This is a genomic window from Methylomonas koyamae (assembly GCF_019669905.1).
Classification (GTDB): domain Bacteria; phylum Pseudomonadota; class Gammaproteobacteria; order Methylococcales; family Methylomonadaceae; genus Methylomonas; species Methylomonas koyamae.
In genome coordinates this window covers 1,168,218-1,186,368 of sequence record NZ_AP019777.1, presented here as the reverse complement: position 1 = coordinate 1,186,368, position 18,151 = coordinate 1,168,218, and the positions used below count along the sequence as shown (strand labels likewise).

At 51.7% G+C, this 18,151-nt stretch carries 17 protein-coding genes and 1 pseudogene; 13 read left to right on the top strand and 5 right to left on the bottom strand.

All coding sequences use genetic code 11. The features are described 5' to 3' along the window. Positions 1-21: 21 nt before the first annotated feature. From MKFW12EY_RS05825 to MKFW12EY_RS05815, 3 genes are read right to left on the bottom strand one after another with little or no spacing between them, the layout of a single operon-like run. Positions 22-3,165, bottom strand: coding sequence for an efflux RND transporter permease subunit (locus MKFW12EY_RS05825; RefSeq protein WP_221054160.1), 3,144 nt, complete (start codon positions 3,163-3,165; stop codon positions 22-24). Beyond that, positions 3,158-4,594 (bottom strand): efflux RND transporter periplasmic adaptor subunit, encoded by a 1,437-nt coding sequence (locus tag MKFW12EY_RS05820; RefSeq protein WP_221054159.1) that lies wholly within the window; start codon positions 4,592-4,594, stop codon positions 3,158-3,160. Before MKFW12EY_RS05820 ends, MKFW12EY_RS05825 begins: the two co-directional genes overlap by 8 nt. Next, a complete protein-coding gene (locus MKFW12EY_RS05815) occupies positions 4,587-5,840 on the bottom strand; it encodes a TolC family protein (RefSeq protein ID WP_221054571.1) in 1,254 nt (417 codons plus the stop codon). The genes MKFW12EY_RS05820 and MKFW12EY_RS05815 overlap by 8 nt, the downstream gene beginning before the upstream one ends. Positions 5,841-6,491: 651 nt before the next feature. On the opposite strand from MKFW12EY_RS05815, the gene MKFW12EY_RS05810 reads away from it, so the two are divergent. The 3 genes and pseudogenes from MKFW12EY_RS05810 to MKFW12EY_RS05795 all read left to right on the top strand — a co-directional run bounded on the left by MKFW12EY_RS05810 (position 6,492) and on the right by MKFW12EY_RS05795 (position 8,184). Next, entirely contained in the window at positions 6,492-6,899 is a 408-nt protein-coding gene (locus tag MKFW12EY_RS05810; RefSeq protein WP_054758242.1) for a MerR family transcriptional regulator, read from the top strand. Positions 6,900-6,996: 97 nt separating this feature from the next. Continuing rightward, a pseudogene (locus MKFW12EY_RS23230) lies at positions 6,997-7,717 on the top strand (MerT/CopZ fusion-like heavy metal transport selenoprotein). Positions 7,718-7,734: 17 nt separating this feature from the next. Beyond that, positions 7,735-8,184, top strand: a complete 450-nt coding sequence (locus MKFW12EY_RS05795; RefSeq protein ID WP_221054158.1) for a putative iron-sulfur cluster-binding metallochaperone — start codon at positions 7,735-7,737, stop codon at positions 8,182-8,184. Positions 8,185-8,378: 194 nt separating this feature from the next. Here the strand turns inward: MKFW12EY_RS05795 and recD2 are convergent, their stop codons facing one another. Further along, positions 8,379-10,577, bottom strand: coding sequence for an SF1B family DNA helicase RecD2 (gene recD2 / locus MKFW12EY_RS05790; RefSeq protein ID WP_054758238.1), 2,199 nt, complete (start codon positions 10,575-10,577; stop codon positions 8,379-8,381). A 16-nt stretch (positions 10,578-10,593) separates the two neighbouring features. After that, positions 10,594-11,196, bottom strand: coding sequence for a 5'-deoxynucleotidase (yfbR, locus tag MKFW12EY_RS05785; RefSeq protein ID WP_221054157.1), 603 nt, complete (start codon positions 11,194-11,196; stop codon positions 10,594-10,596). A 169-nt stretch (positions 11,197-11,365) separates the two neighbouring features. Between yfbR and MKFW12EY_RS05780 the strand changes: the two genes are divergently transcribed. From MKFW12EY_RS05780 to MKFW12EY_RS05735, 10 genes are all read left to right on the top strand, one after another. Beyond that, on the top strand, positions 11,366-11,653 hold the full coding sequence (locus MKFW12EY_RS05780) for a DUF6794 domain-containing protein (protein WP_054758237.1): 288 nt from the start codon (positions 11,366-11,368) through the stop codon (positions 11,651-11,653). A gap of 24 nt (positions 11,654-11,677) precedes the next feature. Beyond that, entirely contained in the window at positions 11,678-12,577 is a 900-nt protein-coding gene (locus MKFW12EY_RS05775; RefSeq protein WP_082409571.1) for a DNA/RNA non-specific endonuclease, read from the top strand. Positions 12,578-12,716: 139 nt separating this feature from the next. After that, complete coding sequence (locus MKFW12EY_RS05770) at positions 12,717-12,986, top strand: helix-turn-helix domain-containing protein (RefSeq protein ID WP_082409570.1); 270 nt, start codon at positions 12,717-12,719, stop codon at positions 12,984-12,986. After that, on the top strand, positions 12,983-13,210 hold the full coding sequence (locus MKFW12EY_RS05765; protein WP_054758235.1) for a hypothetical protein: 228 nt from the start codon (positions 12,983-12,985) through the stop codon (positions 13,208-13,210). Before MKFW12EY_RS05770 ends, MKFW12EY_RS05765 begins: the two co-directional genes overlap by 4 nt. A 313-nt stretch (positions 13,211-13,523) precedes the next feature. Further along, entirely contained in the window at positions 13,524-14,072 is a 549-nt protein-coding gene (locus tag MKFW12EY_RS05760) for a hypothetical protein (RefSeq protein WP_245006443.1), read from the top strand. Between the two features lie 54 nt (positions 14,073-14,126). Next, a complete protein-coding gene (locus MKFW12EY_RS05755; RefSeq protein ID WP_082409569.1) occupies positions 14,127-14,435 on the top strand; it encodes an integration host factor subunit beta in 309 nt (102 codons plus the stop codon). 473 nt (positions 14,436-14,908) lie between these two features. Further along, positions 14,909-15,190, top strand: a complete 282-nt coding sequence (gene traL, locus MKFW12EY_RS05750) for a type IV conjugative transfer system protein TraL (protein ID WP_054758234.1) — start codon at positions 14,909-14,911, stop codon at positions 15,188-15,190. Next, entirely contained in the window at positions 15,187-15,798 is a 612-nt protein-coding gene (locus tag MKFW12EY_RS05745) for a TraE/TraK family type IV conjugative transfer system protein (protein WP_054758233.1), read from the top strand. The genes traL and MKFW12EY_RS05745 overlap by 4 nt, the downstream gene beginning before the upstream one ends. After that, positions 15,795-16,772, top strand: a complete 978-nt coding sequence (locus MKFW12EY_RS05740; protein ID WP_221054155.1) for a TraK domain-containing protein — start codon at positions 15,795-15,797, stop codon at positions 16,770-16,772. The genes MKFW12EY_RS05745 and MKFW12EY_RS05740 overlap by 4 nt, the downstream gene beginning before the upstream one ends. After that, positions 16,772-18,145: a TraB/VirB10 family protein gene (locus MKFW12EY_RS05735; RefSeq protein WP_054758231.1), complete on the top strand. Its 1,374-nt coding sequence runs from the start codon at positions 16,772-16,774 to the stop codon at positions 18,143-18,145. The genes MKFW12EY_RS05740 and MKFW12EY_RS05735 overlap by 1 nt, the downstream gene beginning before the upstream one ends. Positions 18,146-18,151 lie beyond the last annotated feature (6 nt).

Sequence of the window (18,151 nt, the reverse complement as noted above, 5' to 3'; positions counted from 1 at the left end):
AGCATAAGTAACATCTCAGGACTATGGGTATCGAAACCGTTCTTGGAACTGCAACACCAGGCTGTAAATCACCGGAAATACCAAAAGGCTTAATATCAACACGGTGAGCATGCCGCCCAGCGCGGGGGCGGCGATACGCTGGGTGACATCAGCACCGGTGCCGGTCGCCGTCATGATGGGTATCAAACCGATGATGTTGGCCAGCGAGGTAATGGCTACCGGCCGCACCCGTAGAGCCGTCGCAGCCTCGCTGGCCACCCTGATTTCTTCGCCGGTCAGTGGCGCCTGTTTTTGCGCCCGCAGCTTATCGATTTCAATATCGATAAAGCTCAGCACCATCACTCCGGTTTCGGCAGCCGTGCCGGCCAGCGCGATGAAGCCGACATAGACGGTAATCGACAGGTTGTATCCCAACCAGTATATGAACCAAATTCCACCAATCAGGCTGAACGGAATCGCCAACATCACGATAGTCGGCTCGGTGATATTACGAAAAGCTGTGTACAGCAAGATAAAGATCAGCAGCAAGGTGATGGGTACCACGATGCGCAAGCGTTCCGCCGCCCGTTCCATGTATTCAAATTGGCCCGACCAGGTGACGGTATAACCTGCGGGTATCGTGACAGTCTCGGCTAAGGTCTTTTTCGCCTGTTCCACATAACCGCCGATGTCGGAGGTTTTTAGGTCCACATAAATCCAGGCATTGGGCCGGGCATCCTCGGTTTTAATCACATCGGTGCCGCGTTTGAAGTTTATGTCCGCCACCGCCGTCAAAGGAATCTGACTGCCTGTCGGAGTGGGAATCAACACCCGCCGCAAGGCTTCCGGGTTATCGCGCAGGTCGCGCGGATAACGCAGGTTGACCGGATAGCGCTCCAGTCCTTCGACGGTTTCGGTGATGTTCATGCCGCCGATCGCGGTTTGGATCACATCCTGCACATCGCCGACTGTCAGGCCGTAACGCGCGGCGGCTTCGCGGTTGATGTCGAAATCCAGGAAATAGCCGCCGACGGCCCGGTCGCCATAGGCCGACAGCGTATCCGGCAAGGTTTTCATGGCCTGTTCGATTTGAAGTGACAAAGATTGCAGCACGTTCAGGTCGGGACCGGACACCTTGATGCCCACCGGGGTCTTGATGCCGGTAGACAGCATGTCTATCCGGGTCTTGATGGGCATGGTCCAGGCGTTGGCCAGTCCGGGGAAATGAATGGCCTTATCCATCTCATCTATCAGTTGCCGGGTGGTCTTGTTCGGATCGGGCCATTGGTCTTGCGGTTTGAGCTGGATGGTGGTTTCCACCATCATCAGCGGCGCGGCATCGGTGGCGGTTTCGGCCCGGCCGATCTTGCCGAACACATGATGCACCTCCGGAAAGGTCTTGATGATCTTGTCGGTCTGTTGCAACACCTCCTTGGCTTTGGTGATGGAGATGCCTGGAAAGGTGGTGGGCATGTACAAAATATCGCCTTCATCCAGCGGCGGCATGAACTCGCTGCCCAATTGGGATAAGGGATAGAGCGTAGAGGCCATCAACAGCAGTGCCACGATCAGCGTCGCACCCCGCCAGCGCATCGCCACTTTCAAGACCGGCGAATGGATGGCATGCAGGACGCGGTTAATCGGATTTTTGTGTTCGGGGATGATCTTGCCGCGCACAAAATACCCCATCAACACCGGAACCAGCGTGATGGTCAAGATCGCCGCCGCCGCCATCGCATAGGTTTTGGTGTACGCCAGCGGGCTGAATAAGCGGCCTTCCTGCGCTTCCATGGTGATAATGGGCAGGAAGGAGACGGTAATTACCAACAGCGAGGAAAATAGACCGGAGCCCACTTCGCGGGACGCATTGCCGATGGCTTGCCAACGTTCGTTCGAGCTTAGTTTGGCTTTTTTTTTCTCGGCTGCTTCGGCGAGGTGTTTATGGGCGTTTTCGACCATCACCACGCCGCCATCGACCATGTCGCCGATGGCCAGTGCGATGCCGCCCAAGGACATGATGTTGGCGTTCATGCCTTGCCATTTCATCACGATGAAGGCCATTAATATGCCCAGAGGCAGGGTGATGACGATCACCAGGGACGAACGTAAATGCAACAAAAACAAAGCGACCAAGGCGCAGACGATGATTAGCTCCTGGCTTAATGCCTCTTTCAAGGTGTCTACAGCCCGTTCGATCAAACTGCCCCGGTCATACACCGGGACGATTTCCACGCCTTCCGGCAGCCCTTTTTTCAGTTCTTCCAGTTTGGCCCGCACGTCCTCGATGGTTGCCAAGGCATTTTCGCCGAAGCGCATGATCACTACGCCGCCAGCTACTTCGCCTTCGCCATTCAGTTCAGTGACGCCGCGCCGCAATTCCGGTCCAATTTGCACATGGGCGACATCCTGCAAGCGAATCGGCGTGCCGTTGGCGTCGACACCCACCGGTATCGTATTTAGGTCGTTGATCGATTTGATGTAACCCAAACCCCTGACCATGTACTCGGTTTCGCCGACTTCCAGCAAACGCCCGCCGACATCGTTGTTGGAACGCTTGATCGCCATCATCACCGTGGATAAGGCAATGTCGTAGGCTTGCAACGCATTGGGATCGACTTCCACCTGGTATTGCTTGACGTAGCCGCCAACCGAGGCGACTTCCGACACACCGGGTACGGTTTGAAGAGGATAGCGCAGATACCAATCCTGAATGGAGCGTAGTTGCGCCAGATCATGCTTGCCAGTCTTGTCCACTAGGGCATATTCGTAAATCCAGCCGACACCGGTGGCATCGGGGCCCAATGTCGGTGTCACGCCTTGCGGCAGGCGATTCTTCACATAGTTAAGGTATTCCAACACCCGCGACCTAGCCCAATACATGTCGGTGCCGTCTTCAAAGATCACGTAAACGAACGACAAGCCAAAGAACGAATAACCGCGTACCACCTTGGCATGCGGCACGGCCAACATCGCGGTGGTCAAAGGATAGGTGACCTGGTTTTCGACCACCTGCGGTGACTGGTCGGCATAGTCGGTGAAGATAATCACCTGCACGTCGGACAAATCCGGTATCGCGTCTAGCGGCATGTTTTTGATCGACCAAATCCCGCCGATGGCCAGGATAATCGCCCCCAGCAGCACCAGGAAGCGATCCTTCAATACGCTATTGATAATGAAATCAGTCATGGCGATGCGCTCCCTGCTCGGCCTGCAAGCGATTGGGTTCCGATGTCGTTGTCGCCGAAGGCTCCAGCATTTTCGACGTGGCTTCATTCAGCTTGGATTCGGAGTCGATCAGGAATTGCGCCGAAGTGACGACTTCTTCCCCAGCCGCTAATCCGTTAATGATGGCAATGTCGTTATTGGACGACAAACCCGTCGTCACTTGACGCGGCTCGAATTTGCCCGGACCGCGCACCACCAAAACCTGGGTTTGCGCGCCGGAACGGATAACCGCTTCGGAAGGAATCACGACCGTATCGACTTGCTTACCGGCATGGATCGTGACTTCGGCGAACATATCGGGTTTTAACAGCAAGTCGGCATTGTCGAATACCAGCCGGACTTTGATAGTCCGGGTCTTGGCTTCGGCGTAAGGGTAGATAAACGCCAGGCGGCCCTTGAAGGTGCGGCCCGGAACCCCGGCCAAGCGCATTTCAACCGGGTCGCCTTCCTTAACCCAGGGCAGCTCGTACTCGTAAATTTCCGCATATACCCAGACCGTGGAAAGGTCGGCGATCATGTACAGCTCGGTTTCCGGCGTGACGTATTGGCCTTCGCGGGCGCCGATGTTGATGACGATGCCGTCCGCCGGGGTATGAATATGCAGACTCTTTTTGATGGATTGGCTATCCGTCAGGTCGTGCAGCTGATGGGCCGGCACATCCAGCAATTTCAAGCGTTCGCGGGAGCTTTTGACCAGTTCTTCCGCGCCACGGCGGATGTCTTCGATAGGGCTTTTTTCCAGCACCTTGAGATTGTTCAGCGCCAACACATATTCCTGTTGGCTGGCCACCAGTTGCGGGGAATAAATGCTCAGTAGCTCTTCATTCTTCCTGACTCTTTGCCCGGTCTTATCGGCACGCAAGGTTTCAATCCAGCCTTCGGTTTTGGGATGCAGGCGGACGATATGCTCTTCGTCGTAGGCTACCCGGCCGACGGCGCGGACCACATGCGTGAGCAAGGTTTTTTGGGCAAGCGCGGTCCGCACGCCGATGTTTTGCACCGTGGCGGCATCGATTCTAACGGCACCGGCCAAATCGTCAATTTTTGCCTCGTCCTCGGCATACACAGGCAGATAATCCATGCCCATATTGTCTTTGGCCGGAATCGGCGAGGTGACCGAGGGATTCATCGGATTGCGGTAAAACAGAATTTTGGGTTGCCTAGACGCATTATCTTCGGCATACACCGGCTCGTAGTCCATGCCCATCGCATCTTTGGCTGGTACCGGGGACGTTGCCGATGGATTCATGGTACTTCTGTAAAATAAAGGCTTTCTGCCCTCTGCCGGTTGTATCGCCGATTCGTGCTTGGATTGCTGAGCTAACCAATAGCCGCCCGCCAAGCCTATCCCCAGCGTCACTGCGGCGGTTAATAACAGTTGCTTATTCATAAATGTTGTCCTCGCCCACATTCGCGGATAGTTGTGCTAAAGCTTGTTGGGCTTCCGTAAAGGCTTTCCAGTACTGGGTTTCGTATTCGAACAAGGTGATCTGGCTACGTACCAGATTCAAAAAATCGACTTTGTTGACCTGATAACCGGCCAACATGGACGCGACGGTTTGCCGGGCCTGCGGAATGATGCCGGTATCGAACAACACGAATTGCTGTTTGGCCCGCTGGTAATCGCTGTGGTTCTGGGTAATTTCAGAACGAACCGCGTTCCATCGATCTTGCAGTGTGTAGCGTTGTTGCATCAATTCGCTGGTCCGCTGATCGACGGCTTTGGCTTGCTTACTGGCGGCAAAAATCGGCACGTTCATGCTGACGCCCAGGCTCAGCAAATCCGAACGCCGGGTGCCGTCCGGCATATTGTTGCGGGTACCATAGGCCGCTTCGACGTTAAAATCCGGTAGAAAATCTTTTTGCGCTAGTTCCAGTTTGGATTGCGCCGCATGGATGCCCTGTCGGTCGCTTTCCAACATCGGCCTTGAGACTTCCGCTTGCTGATACAGGCGGTCTTCCTGTCTGATTTCCGGCAACTGTATTGAAAGTGTGGCGGGTAATTGCACGGGGTTGTTGGCGGGTTGATCCAGCAATGCGTTGAGTTTGGCAATGGTGCCGCGCCGCATCCCGGTCAGAGTGATTTTTTGATCGAGCAATTTGGATAATTCCAGCTGGGCCAGCAATACATCCTGCTGCAAGCCTTCGCCGACTTCGTATTTGCTGCGGGCGATATCGACGAACTGTTGCAATAGTTTGTGATTGTTATCGACAATCTCCAGGGTACGATCCAGATAAAAAACCTGCCACCACAGGGTTTTCACGTCGCTCAACAAACGCAGGCGCAGTTCATCGGCATTCAGCGTAGCGGCTTCCGCTTCATACATCGCCGCCTGTTCGCGCAGCGCCAATTTGCCGGGAAAAGGAATGGCCTGGGAGAGGCCGAAGCCGATTTGGGTCATGTCTTCCGGCCGGGTGCTGAAACTATTGGTCGGCAGACTCATGGCATTGAAACTGATTTGCGGATCGGGCAGGCTGCCTTCCTGCGATGGAATGGCGGCCATCGCCTTGGCGCGGGCCAGGATTTGCGCCAGATCAGGATTGTCCTGAATGACTTTTTGAGTGGCCGCCTCAAGCGTCAATAGTGGTTGCTCATCTGCGGCGGCCATGTGGCAGACGATAAACAGCGTCGCCATCAGCAGACGCCTTGATCGAAAAAAGGATGACATGATAATCCTCGTAAACTCGTGGTAACGATGGCGAATCGACAACCACCGGGCTTTGGCAGATGTCGATCATCATCAGGATGGGCAGTGATTTCTTATCACGAAATACCGCCGTTGAACGGCTTAGAGGCTAAAAATCGGCGGCTTTATGTCGGGGGGTACAACGAATGAGGCAGAATTAGGTTCCCCCCCATAGCCATAGCTATTGGGCACATGGATTGGAATAAACCTGAAAGACGATGTGATTGCGCAATCGACGCAAACATGGAAGCTACAACTAGCTAAGTGAGGTTTGGCTGAGGCGGATTGGCAATGATCGGCGTGTGTGGAGGCCGAAACTCCTTCATCGCCCATTTCATCGGCAACGACAACCATTTGCGCAACCGATAACTGGTTGGTGAGTACAGAATAATGAGCGAACGCCACCACTACAGGCATGATAGCCATGAGCACTAATAGAATGGTGGTGAGGCGATGTTGCATCATATTTGCCAGAGTCTAACTTATCTATATTATTGTAGATGAAATTTTTCATTATTGACGTCTAAAATCTGGACGCCTAAAGGCTAGTGATTGAAAACTGCATGACAATAAAACTCTTTTGATCTAAGGCCCAATAAAATGCCGGCTCTGACCATAGGCAAACTTGCCAAGCAAACCGAAGTCACCATCGAAACCATCCGCCACTATCAACGCATTGGTTTACTGACAGAGCCAGCGAAACCCGATGGTGGTTATCGAGTTTATTTAGCTGATGCGATTGCCCAGATACGTTTTATCAAACGCGCTCAACAGGCCGGATTTACCTTGAAAGAAATTGCTACCTTGTTATCGCTTGATGGGCCGCACTGTGCCGATGTACGACAACTCGCTGAGCAGAAATGTCAGCAGATCGATCAGCAAATCAGGGATTTAACGGCACTGCGTCAGGTATTGGGAACGCTGGTCAACGACTGTCAGCAGACCGCTCCAGCCGCTCATTGCGCTATTCTCGATGCGTTTAGCGATGATGCATCAATCAAACCCTGATTTTAAGTAAGACGCTACAGCCCGCTTGACTCTGTTCTAAACAACAGGGTTTAGACTTCTTACCAACATTGGTAATTGTTTGGTTTAGGAGATTCGTATGAAAACAGACCCTGAAACATCTATTAACTCCCCGTCTTGGCTAGGTATCGGTGCCGTATTAGCCGCAATAGGCGCTTCGGCATGCTGCGTCGGCCCCCTGTTGTTTTTATCTTTAGGCATTGGCGGGGCCTGGATGAGTACACTTACGGCAATGGAACCGGCCCGTCCTTTTTTTATCATCCTGACCCTGGTCTTTATGGTCTTAGGGTATCGCAAACTCTATCGGAAGCCTTCCTGTTGTGCAGAAAGTGCCATCTGTACCAACTACGATACCCAACGTAAACAACGCCTAATATTTTGGCTTGGCTCCGCATTCATTTTGATGCTGCTGGCCTTTCCCTGGTTAGCGCCCTTTTTTATGGCTTGAGAGAATCGGTATGACAATTAAAACCTGTTTGTTAATTTTGAGCTTGTCATCAAGCGCTCTGTGGATGCCGGCGGCCCATGCTGAAGCCACTGTTGCACAGCCGAACCAACAGCAAACGGTGACGCTGAATACGGTGACGCTGAATATAGAAAACATGACCTGCGCTATGTGTACAGTCACCATCAAAAAAGCCTTGCAGAAAGTCGAAGGCGTACAGGAAGTGACTGTCGATTACGATTCAAAAACAGCCACTGTAACCTTCGATAGCAAGAAAACCGATAGTGCAGCCTTGATCAAAGCCACGACGGATGCTGGTTATCCGGGTTCCCTGGTCACATCTATTACCCGATAAAGCCGAGGATGCGGTCTATGTCTGATTGTTGCTGCCCAAGTACATCCACCAAAACCAAACAGAATTGTCCTGAATGCGGCTCCACTTGTAAAAATGTCGGTATGTCTACGCTTTATCATCAGGTCAGGTTTCCCGAGAATCAGGCAATCATCACTAACAGTTATTATTTTTGCCCGACCAAAACATGCTCAGTGGGGTACTTTTCCAGTACGGGCAACACTATTCCCAAACAGCATTTAAGAAGCTATCAAGCCATTCAAAACGACACGCTTTGTTACTGTTTTGATATTGACGCCGAGCAGTACCTATCGGCATTAAAAGATCATCGGGCAGAGCCGATCAAAGCTTTCGTCATGCAACGCACTCAAGCCGGGGAATGTGCTTGTGAAATTAGAAACCCATCAGGCCAATGCTGTTTAGCGAATTTCAAGCGTTTAGAAAATGAGCGCAATACAGATGTCAAATGATCGATATAAACCAGCCATTCGGAGAACTGATTTTTTGTATTTTTCATAGACCGCTTTTGGCCGTAGTGACACGGTCATAATGTCGATTTGCTTGCCGAAAAGCTGCCATTCGCTGAACTTAGGGATAGAAAATTTCGCCAGCATCATCAGCGGCCGGTTTTGGCCGTTCTCGACGAGTATAGCCGTAACAATAGTCACGTATTTTCGTTCAGCCTAGCCGCCAAATGAGTGATCCTTCTTTGTGATTGCTGGTTTTTCACCGCCATGCCTAGCGCTTTTGGCTGGGCAATCACCACGACCAGTTGTTTGCCACGCGTGACGCCGGTATACAGCAGATTACGTTCCAGCAGCATAAAATGCTGCATGGCCAATGGAATAACAACCACCGGATATTCCGAGCCTTGCGATTTGTGCACACTGGTGGCGTAAGCTAGTGTAATTTCGTCCAGATCACTGAATTCGTAGTCGACCACTCGATCGTCGAACAATATTTTGACCTGGCTGTCCTCAAGATCAATGGATTTGATCACACCAATGTCGCCGTTGAAGACTTCCTTGTCGTAGTTGTTGATCCTCTGAATCACCTTATCACCCGGCGCATAGGTATTGCCAAAGCGGGTGATCTTGGGCTCGCTGTGACCATTGAGTCGTGCTTGCAATTCGATATTTAACGACCGCGCTCCCAGGCCACCACGATTCATGGGCGTCAGAATTTGCACATCGTTGACCGGATGAAAGTGGAAGCGCTGCGGAATCCGTTCGAGCACGACTTGCATCAACTTAGCGAAAATCTCCTCCGGGGTTTCGGCGTACAGGCAATAAAAATCGCTGAGTCCCTCTATCTTGTCCACTAGCGGCATTTGCCCATGGTTAATCCGGTGAGCATTAGTGATGATTTTGGAGGTACTGGCTTGACGGAAAATCTCGGTCAGACGCACGGTGGCAATTTGGCCGGAATCAATGATGTCGGCCAGCACAGATCCGGGTCCGACTGAAGGTAATTGATCGACATCTCCGACGATCAAGAATGCGGCTTCCGTCGGTATCGCTTTTAACAGCTGATTCATCAACACCACGTCCATCATCGACGACTCATCAATCACCAAGCAATCGAAGTCCAGCGGGTTTTCGTCGTTATGCTTGAACGCGAATTGCGTCGGATCGAACTCCAGTAGACGATGCACCGTTTTTGCTTCCATACCGGTCGATTCAGTTAAGCGTTTTGCAGCACGTCCTGTCGGCGCGCACAAACCAATCCGCACCCGTTTGGCTTTGAGTATCTTGAGCAAGCTGTTGACCAAGGTGGTTTTACCGACACCGGGACCGCCAGTGATCACCGAGACTTTATGCTGGAGTACCAATCGAACGGCAGCCGCTTGCGACTGCGACAAGGTCACGCCAGTTTGCTCTTCCACCCAGGGGATGGCTTTATCCGCGTCAATCACACCCCAAGGTGCATCGCCTTGATTTAACCGGTTCAGGTGGGCGGCACAGCCTATTTCAGCGCGGTGCAAAGGCGTCAGAAAAATGAATTCGTCGCTGCCATCGATTTCGGCGATCAAATTGCCTTCGGTTAATTCCGCCGCGACCGCTTGATCGATAATCGGTAATGAGATTTCCAGTAATTTGGCCGCCATTTCGCACAGATTGCTGCGAATCGCGGCACAGTGGCCTTCGCCTGACCACTCTTGTAAAACGTGGCGAACGCCCGCCTGAGCTCTAAGCAGGGACTGAGGGCCAATGCCTAATTTCTGCGCCAGGGTATCAGCGGTTTTAAAGCCAATTCCGTGAATATCCAATGCTAGCCGATAAGGGTTTTCCCGAACTTTATCGATAGCCTGGTCGCCGTAAGTCTTGTATATTCGGACCGAGCGAGAGGTGCCAACGCCGTGAGATTGCAAAAACACCATGATCTCGCGTATCACTTTCTGTTCGGCCCAGGCCCCCGTGACCCGCTCTTGGCGCTTCTTGCCAATACCCGGCAATTCCAGCAGGCGTTCCGGTGTTTGCTCAATCACATCGAACACCTGTTCGCCAAATGCTTTGACGAGTTTCTTGGCAAAATGAGGACCAATGCCTTTGACCATACCCGAGCCCAGATATTTCTCGATGCCATCCAACGTGGTCGGCGGAACAATCTTTAAGGAGATGGTTTTAAATTGCTGCCCATGCTGACGATCATTGACCCAACAACCCAGGCATTCAATGTACTCGCCGGCCGTGACGCTGGCAGCTGACCCGATCACGGTAATCAGTTCACGATAACCTTTGACCTTGACCCGTAACACACAAAATCCCGAGGACTCGCTATGAAAAGTGACACGCTCGATGGAGCCGTGTAGTTTCTCAACGGGATTGTCGGCAGAATAAGGCGGGTTAGATTGGGAATCCATGCTGAATACAACTGCGCTAACGTTTTTTCATCAAATCATCGAGCGTCAACCCGCAGTTGGGCGCAAATGACAACATAAAAAAACGAACCTCGGGTTGATCCAACGCGTCAATATCCCGTTCGAGTTGTTCGGCAGCCATTTCAAATTCAGCATTGCCGGCTTTCAATTCGGCCTGGCATTTTAGGTAGGCGGAGATCTTGTCGGCGGCTTTGATGATTTTCTGATGGACTTCAGACATTTTCCGGTGATCAATCAGTGCCCGGAAATCGGGTTGCAAGACTTCCGGTAGCAGATTCAATAACTCTTGTTCCGCTTGCTGTTCGATTTGTTTGTAGGCACCTAGAATAGCGGGCGAATGGTATTTGATGGGTGTGGGCATATCACCCGTGATCACTTCCGTGATGTCATGGTAAAGGGCTGCGGTTGCCACGGCGTTAGCATCGACTTGCCCCTCAAAATAGCGGTTTTTGATGAGCGCCAAGGTATGGGCAATCACAGCCACTTCCCAACTGTGTTCCATGACATTTTCTTCGTGGGCGTTGCGCTTTAGGCCCCAGCGCTTAATCCACCTCAGGCGTGAAAGGTAGGCATAAAAGTTCGAACTGATCGATTGTGTCATGTAACCCTCAGAGATCTAAGCTGCGTAGACTGGCAAGTTCAAACAAAGCCGTTTATTACCAGCTAATCTTACTGCCGCTGATTCGTTATCCCCAAATTCTGTGGATAACGTTGTGCAAATTTTCGGGTTAAAACACCTAACCCACCGAGTTCATTGAAGGTCTATCAAATTGAGCAAGAATTGGTCATTCATCAGTCAAGACATCCTGCAACCGCCCAACACCGTAGATGATGCCGTTAACCGATTGATGCTTATTTTGAGCTATGAGGAGCGCCACTCCATCGCAGGCATGAATCAGATCGACTTAATTGACTTACATTTCAGTTTGGGTGCCGCGATCCGAAATGCATACGATCTGCATAATCCTACTAATCCACTATTAGCTGAATGTGGTACAACCTTTGCGGATGATGCCTCGGACGTAATCATTCAGGCGCTTTGGCAACAGTTACAGTAACGAAAATATCCAACGAGTTAAACGATGACCCAAGACTTCACATTACGACATGTCGCTTTGTTACTGCCGTTTCTATTCTGGAATGTCGCAGTTGCCCATCCAGGCAAAGTCAACGCTGAAGGTTGTCATACCAATCGTAAAACGGGTGAATATCATTGCCATGAAGGGCATTCCAAGGCATCGACCGAATCAACAGTAGTTCAACAGCAAGCAACTCCCCAGACATTGTCCGCCGCCACACCGGCACACAATTTGCCGTCAGGTGACATTCTGAAACTGGATTATGACGGATTTACAGTCTGGCTAGACTGCAAAGAACGAGCAGCAATCAAGTTCCGCTATAACGCACAACGCGATAGTGGTAACTTGAAACGATACGACAAATTCGAGCTGGATCCGAATGTGTCGGCTTCTTGCCAACAGTTCACGAGCAAGGCCTATGGCAATGGCTATGACCGCGGTCACCAAGTTCCGGCTAATCACCTGGATGCTTCCGCCAATGCTATCCATCAATCTAACGACATGACCAACATTTTGCCGCAAACCTCGCAGATGAATCGAGGCGCCTGGTTGCTGACGGAGGAAATCATCGAATGCTACCGCGATATAGATGATCTTTTGGTCCTGGGTGGCGTCGTTTGGGGTAACGATACGAGCAATGATATTTTCGTTTCGTCCCATGGCGTGCGTACCCCCGACTACTTTTACAAAGTGATCGTACGAGGCACTGGTGCCGATGAACGAGCTATTGCCTGGGTCGTACCGAATTCAACTGATGCCACAAAACGCAAACTGGATCGTTATTTGGTATCGATAGACGAACTCGAAAAACTGACCGGAGAAACCTTTCCAGTTGCCGATTATGCGAAGCATGAGAAACCAGCTTCCAGCTGGCTAATTCCCCATGGCTGCAATAAAAGTTGATGCTCGACAGTTGTCGTCTCTAGGCTGCTAACCCCTACTCTTTGCATGATCCTAAAACCGAACCTTGCCTTAGAGCGCCATTGACCATATCATTGCAATAATTAATCGAGTTCGATTAGTTTTTCACTCAATAAGACATATGATTACCTGTCGACTGTCAACGATCCTTGGCGCTAAACGATTGAAAGTCTCCGACGTATGCCACGCAACAGGCGTTGCGCGAGCGACGGTAGATCGCTATTACTACGATCAGGTGAAAAGTTTTGACCGCGATGTACTTGCCAAGTTGTGTCGCTACTTGCAGGTAAAACCGGGTGATCTGTTGGTATTAGTCGACCAACAAGATTTATTTGAATCGTGGGAACAGTCGAACCCAACCGGCGAACCGAACATCAAGGGAGATGTATGATTGAGCGCGAGGTAAAGGTGCTGCTTGATGCCAATGCGGTGAAGCAAGTCCAAGTTCATTATGCTGTGATGGCTCAGGGTTACATGGTCGTCATCAACGGACAGCCATTGGAAACCACCAAACGTGAAACCAAGGAATTTAAAACCTTGGACGCGGCCGCCAAACAGTTATTCAAACTGGGGATTGCGGATTTCTCAGTCAAACTAAAAACCTGTACGGGCTGACTGATTAGGCCGAGTTCTTTAACTTTTTTTGCTTCAGGGAGTGCGAAGTGAGCGTAATCAGAAACTGTATTTTTGGCAAACAATGCGATAAGAAATGGGATGAGTTGGTTACAACGGATAATCAAGACATTCGTTATTGTTCAACCTGTGAACAGAATGTTTACTTGTGCCAAGACGAATACATTTTAGCTGACGCGATTCAAGCGAATCGTTGTGTCGCCGTCGATATTGCTGAAAACGTGCGGCTTGTCGGTGAGCCATTACCGCTCCGCTATTCCTAGCTCCCAGACTCTCTTCTTGCCGAAAAGACATCATGAACACCAGTGAAATGGAATATTTGAAACTCTGCGTTGGGGAACGCTTTGATCATGACATGCCTGCGGAAGGTATGAGTATCGTACTGGCCAATGGCGCGCCGTTGCTGACGTTTAATTTTTCGGCGTCCCCTCGAGAAATCCAAACCTTTCTAAACGGCAATACATCCTTTGCGTTATTCGCTAAAGCCGAACTTATTTTCTTTTTATTCAAAATAGAGGGATTTTTGGACTGGTCGGACTTGGCATTTACCATTCATCTTGCTGGGGATGAAACGATTGACGAAGGGAATGCCTACTTACCCTTTAATCTAGTTTTGGTGGATCCGGGCACCAAAATCGTTAAAGGCATACGTATGGTTACCGTTTCACCAGACTTCAGGTCAAGACTGGCTGAGTTAATCCGAAAACAAGCCTCAGAACCATTTAGTACGACGGCCTATTATCAAGCGATTGGCAGCCTTTACGATCAATATCCCACTGCCAGTGATTTGCTTAAGCAAGCCGTTGTCATTGAACAAGGCGGTAAGACACTGCCAACGCTCTAATAACTTAATCACCAGCCCATTGTTAAACATCACCGATTTGACATACACCATAGAATGACAAAGTCTGAACTTATCGAACGCATCAGTCTTAAATTGCCACATTTGCTGCAACGCGATGTCGAATTAGCGATTAACGTGACAATTGATGCGATGATCCATCATCTGGCACGAGCCGAGCGAATTGAAATTCGTGGGTTTGGAGGATTCTCAGTTATTCAGCGAGCCGCTCGCATAGGCCGTAATCCAAAAACAGGTGAACCAGTGAGTTTGCCCATGCGGTATACAACCCACTTTAAGGCTGGGTTAGATTTACGCGATCGGGTATCTCGTTCAAGTGACCGTTTTCCATCGATTAAGGACTAGGGGCCATTGCCATTTACATAGTTAGCAAAAAATGCTCAGACCGAAGCTAATGCAGATTCAAAAATTGCATTTAATTCAGTCACATCGCTTCGCAATTGCTCCGAAATGTTTCATCTCGAGAATACCCTTTCAACGAGGTGGCGATCTTTGTAGCGGTATCAATCCATCCCGTCTTTAACGACGGTTGAATTCTGTTTTCAAGGAAAGGATGAACAAACAGTTCGCTGCCTAACTCTCGAATTCGAATCCGTAAGAGATCTCCATTTTATACAAACGCTTACTCAGCGGCTGTTGGAATTCAGTTCAATCATTTCGCGGATTTTGACAAGCACATGTAATTTATAAGTGCCTACCATCAACCAATAAATTCAATTTCCTACGCTTTCCGTAGCTGACGTCAAATTCGTCATCAGCTGCAAAAGCTCTCTTCAAATATCCCTTCAAAATAATGACCATCCTAACCGGAGGTCATTATGGAACCCATTGCCATCCCCCAATCGATCGACGATCCGATCCACATTTTGCTGTGGAGCGCGGACGAGATTGTGCCGTTCATGGTGAGCATGCTCACCGGCATGTTGATCGATCAATTTATCCCCGGCTTGGCGCTCGGCTTCATCGCGGTCAAGTTTTACCGGCGTTTCCGCGATAACCGCCCTGACGGCTACACCTTGCATGCACTGTATTGGCTGGGCTTGTTGCCCAGTCGCGCGCAAACCATCCCCAATCCCTACATTCGCCGGTTTCTGCCATGAGATGGTCGGATTTTCTTCAGACCTGGGACGGGCACGAGACCGAGAACCGACTCAGCCGGGTAATCATTATCGGCTTGCTGGTGATTTGCGTGATCACCTCGCTGGCCGCTTGGCGAACCGAGCGCAGCATCATCCTGGTGCCACCTACCCTCACCCAGGAAGTCGAGGTCACCCGCAGCCAGGCCTCTAGTGAGTTCAAAGAGTCCTGGGGCTTGTTCCTGGCAGAACTCCTTGGCAACACCACGCCAGCCAATGCCGACTTTCTGAAAACCGCGGTCGAGCCGTTATTGGCGCCGGATATTTACCGCAGTGTCCTGGATGCCATGAGCGATCAAATCAAGGCCATCAAAATGGACCGGGTCGCGATCAGCTTCACTCCGCGTCATGTCGACTACGAAGCCGAGACCAACAAGGTCTTTGTCAGCGGCGAACTGAAAAGCCAAGGCCCCAGTTCCAAACCCGACGTCAAACCCCGTACCTACGAATTCATCATCGCCATCAAAAACTATCGGCCCCGCCTGGAATACATCGACGTGTATCCGGATTCCCCTAGAACCCTGGAGCGATTGAAATCCACCCAGGGGCAACCTCAAGAGGCTAAACCATGAAACGACACTTTTTGCCTTGGCTACTCGTGACTTTCACCCAGGGCAGTTGGGCCACCGATGACTTACCCGTGACGGTGTTACCCCCGGTCACCACCGTAGCCGAAGAGTCGTCCTCAGCATCATCACAACCCGTTGTGCCGCCGAAGCCCGACTTAGGCATCGAGTTACCGCCGGTCGATGCCAGTGTAATAAAAGTTGCCAACCAGCAAGCGGCAGCGTCAAACGCTACGTCAGCCACTTCAATCGGCCCGCAGCACATCGCGGTTAAACCCGGCATTAACGAACTGATGCCGATTGCCGTCGGCCACTTGAATCGCTTGGTCACGCCGTTTGAACATCCGGTGGTTACGACTACCAGCCAAGCCACGACCAGTACCAAAGGCAAAATCGTTTATGTCGCCACCGCCGACGAAACACCGGTCACCTTATACATCACCCCTGGCGACAACCAGGACATTGCCTTGTCGCTAACCTTGATTCCCAAACGCATCCCCGCGCGGGAAATCCATCTTGATTTGGACAAGGACAGCTACCAACTGTTGAACCAATGGCAGCGCTCCGATAGCGCAAGTCGAACCTCGAGCCAACAGGAACAAGCCTATATCAGCCAACTAAAAGCGCTATTTCGGGATTTGGGGTTGCAAAAGACCCCGTCCGGTTATTCGCTACGCGAACCCAAACCGCAGGAACAGATTCACTGCCTGCAAGACCGGTTCCAGATCCAAACCGGCCAGGTTCTAGAAGGCCAGGACCAGTTGATTCTGGTGGGTCTTGCCAAGAATACAGGCGGCGACATGCTCGAGTTCGACGAACGCAGTTGCGCGACGATACAACAGGACGTACTCGCCGTGTCGGTCTGGCCCAACGTGGTATTGAAACCGCAAGAAGCCACCGAGTTGTATGTCGTGGTCCGACAAGCGCCTGAAGCCTCGACTAGCTTGCGTCCCTCGTTGCTGGGCGGAGGTCAACCGTAATGGCCAGCGTAGATACCTGGTGGACACGCTTGAGCCCGACCGCCAAACGCAATCTGGCCGTCGGCGGCATCGGTACCGTGGTGTTGGCCATCATCATCGCATTGGCCACCGTCACCCCGGAAGTCAGCAAACCGCTGAGCAAACAGGCCACCATTCAACACATTCTGACCGATAGCGATCCGCGCTCGCTGGGCATCGACGGCATTTCCGCGCAATTGCGAGATCTGCTGCAGAAGAACGACGAGCAAGCCCGCCGGCTAGCGGCGATCGAAGAACAGCAGCGCCGGGAACAGCAATCCGATGAAATCCGTTTCAAACAATGGACGGCAGCGGAACGCGAAGCCTATGAAGCCAAACTACAAGCCGTGACCGGCGAAGTCGAGTCGCTGAAGAACAAAGCCACCACACCGACAGTGGCCAGCAACCCAGGCGATTCCAATGAACCTTCCATAGAGCCAATGACGCAAGGAAGACCTTACAACCGCCGCCCAAGCAGCACGCGGTTCGACAACAGCCAGGATGATCTCAACCACGTTTTCGAGCAAGCCGCCATTCCCGCATCGACACCAGGCAATACTGGTGTCTCGGGAGGACGAGCCAATGGCCAAGCACCGGCGGCAATGCAGATTCGCGTCATACAGGAAGGCGCCGAGCAGTCCAATGGTAAAGACAAAGACACGACTCCGACTCTGGATCGAAGACGTTCTAACCATGCCAGCAGCGATGTCTTCATTCCGGCAGGCAGCATATTGACCGGGGTGTTGTTGAACGGTCTGGATGCCCCGACCGGCAAAAAAGCCAAGAAAGAACCCATGCCGGTACTGTTCCGGATCAAGAAGGAAGCCATTCTGCCCAACCGTTTTCATGCCGATGTCCGCGAGTGCTTCCTGCTGGCCGCGGGCTTCGGAGACCTGAGTGCTGAGCGGGCCTACTTTCGCGGCGAGACCTTTTCCTGTGTCCGTCAGGACGGTGGCGTGATCGAAGTACCGATGAATGCGTATGCCACCGGCGAAGACGGCAAAAACGGTGTGCGCGGTCGCGTGGTGTCCAAACAAGGCGCCCTCCTCGCTCAATCCATGATGGCGGGCTTTTTACGCGGCTTTTCCGATGCCTTCGGACGCAATCAGATTCCGGTGCTGATGACCGGCGGCCTGGGGGCTCTATCCGGAACCACGCCGTTCCAAAGCGCCTTTTCCTCGCAGTCGATGGAAGGCGGTGCCTTGAAAGGCGCCGGATACGCCATGGAACGCCTGTCGCACTTTTACATGGACATGGCCGAGGAGATTTACCCGGTCATAGAAGTCGACGCTACGCGCCAGGTCAATTTCATCGTGCAAAAAGGCACGGCGCTGAAGCTGAAAACACCGAGCTGATTCTTT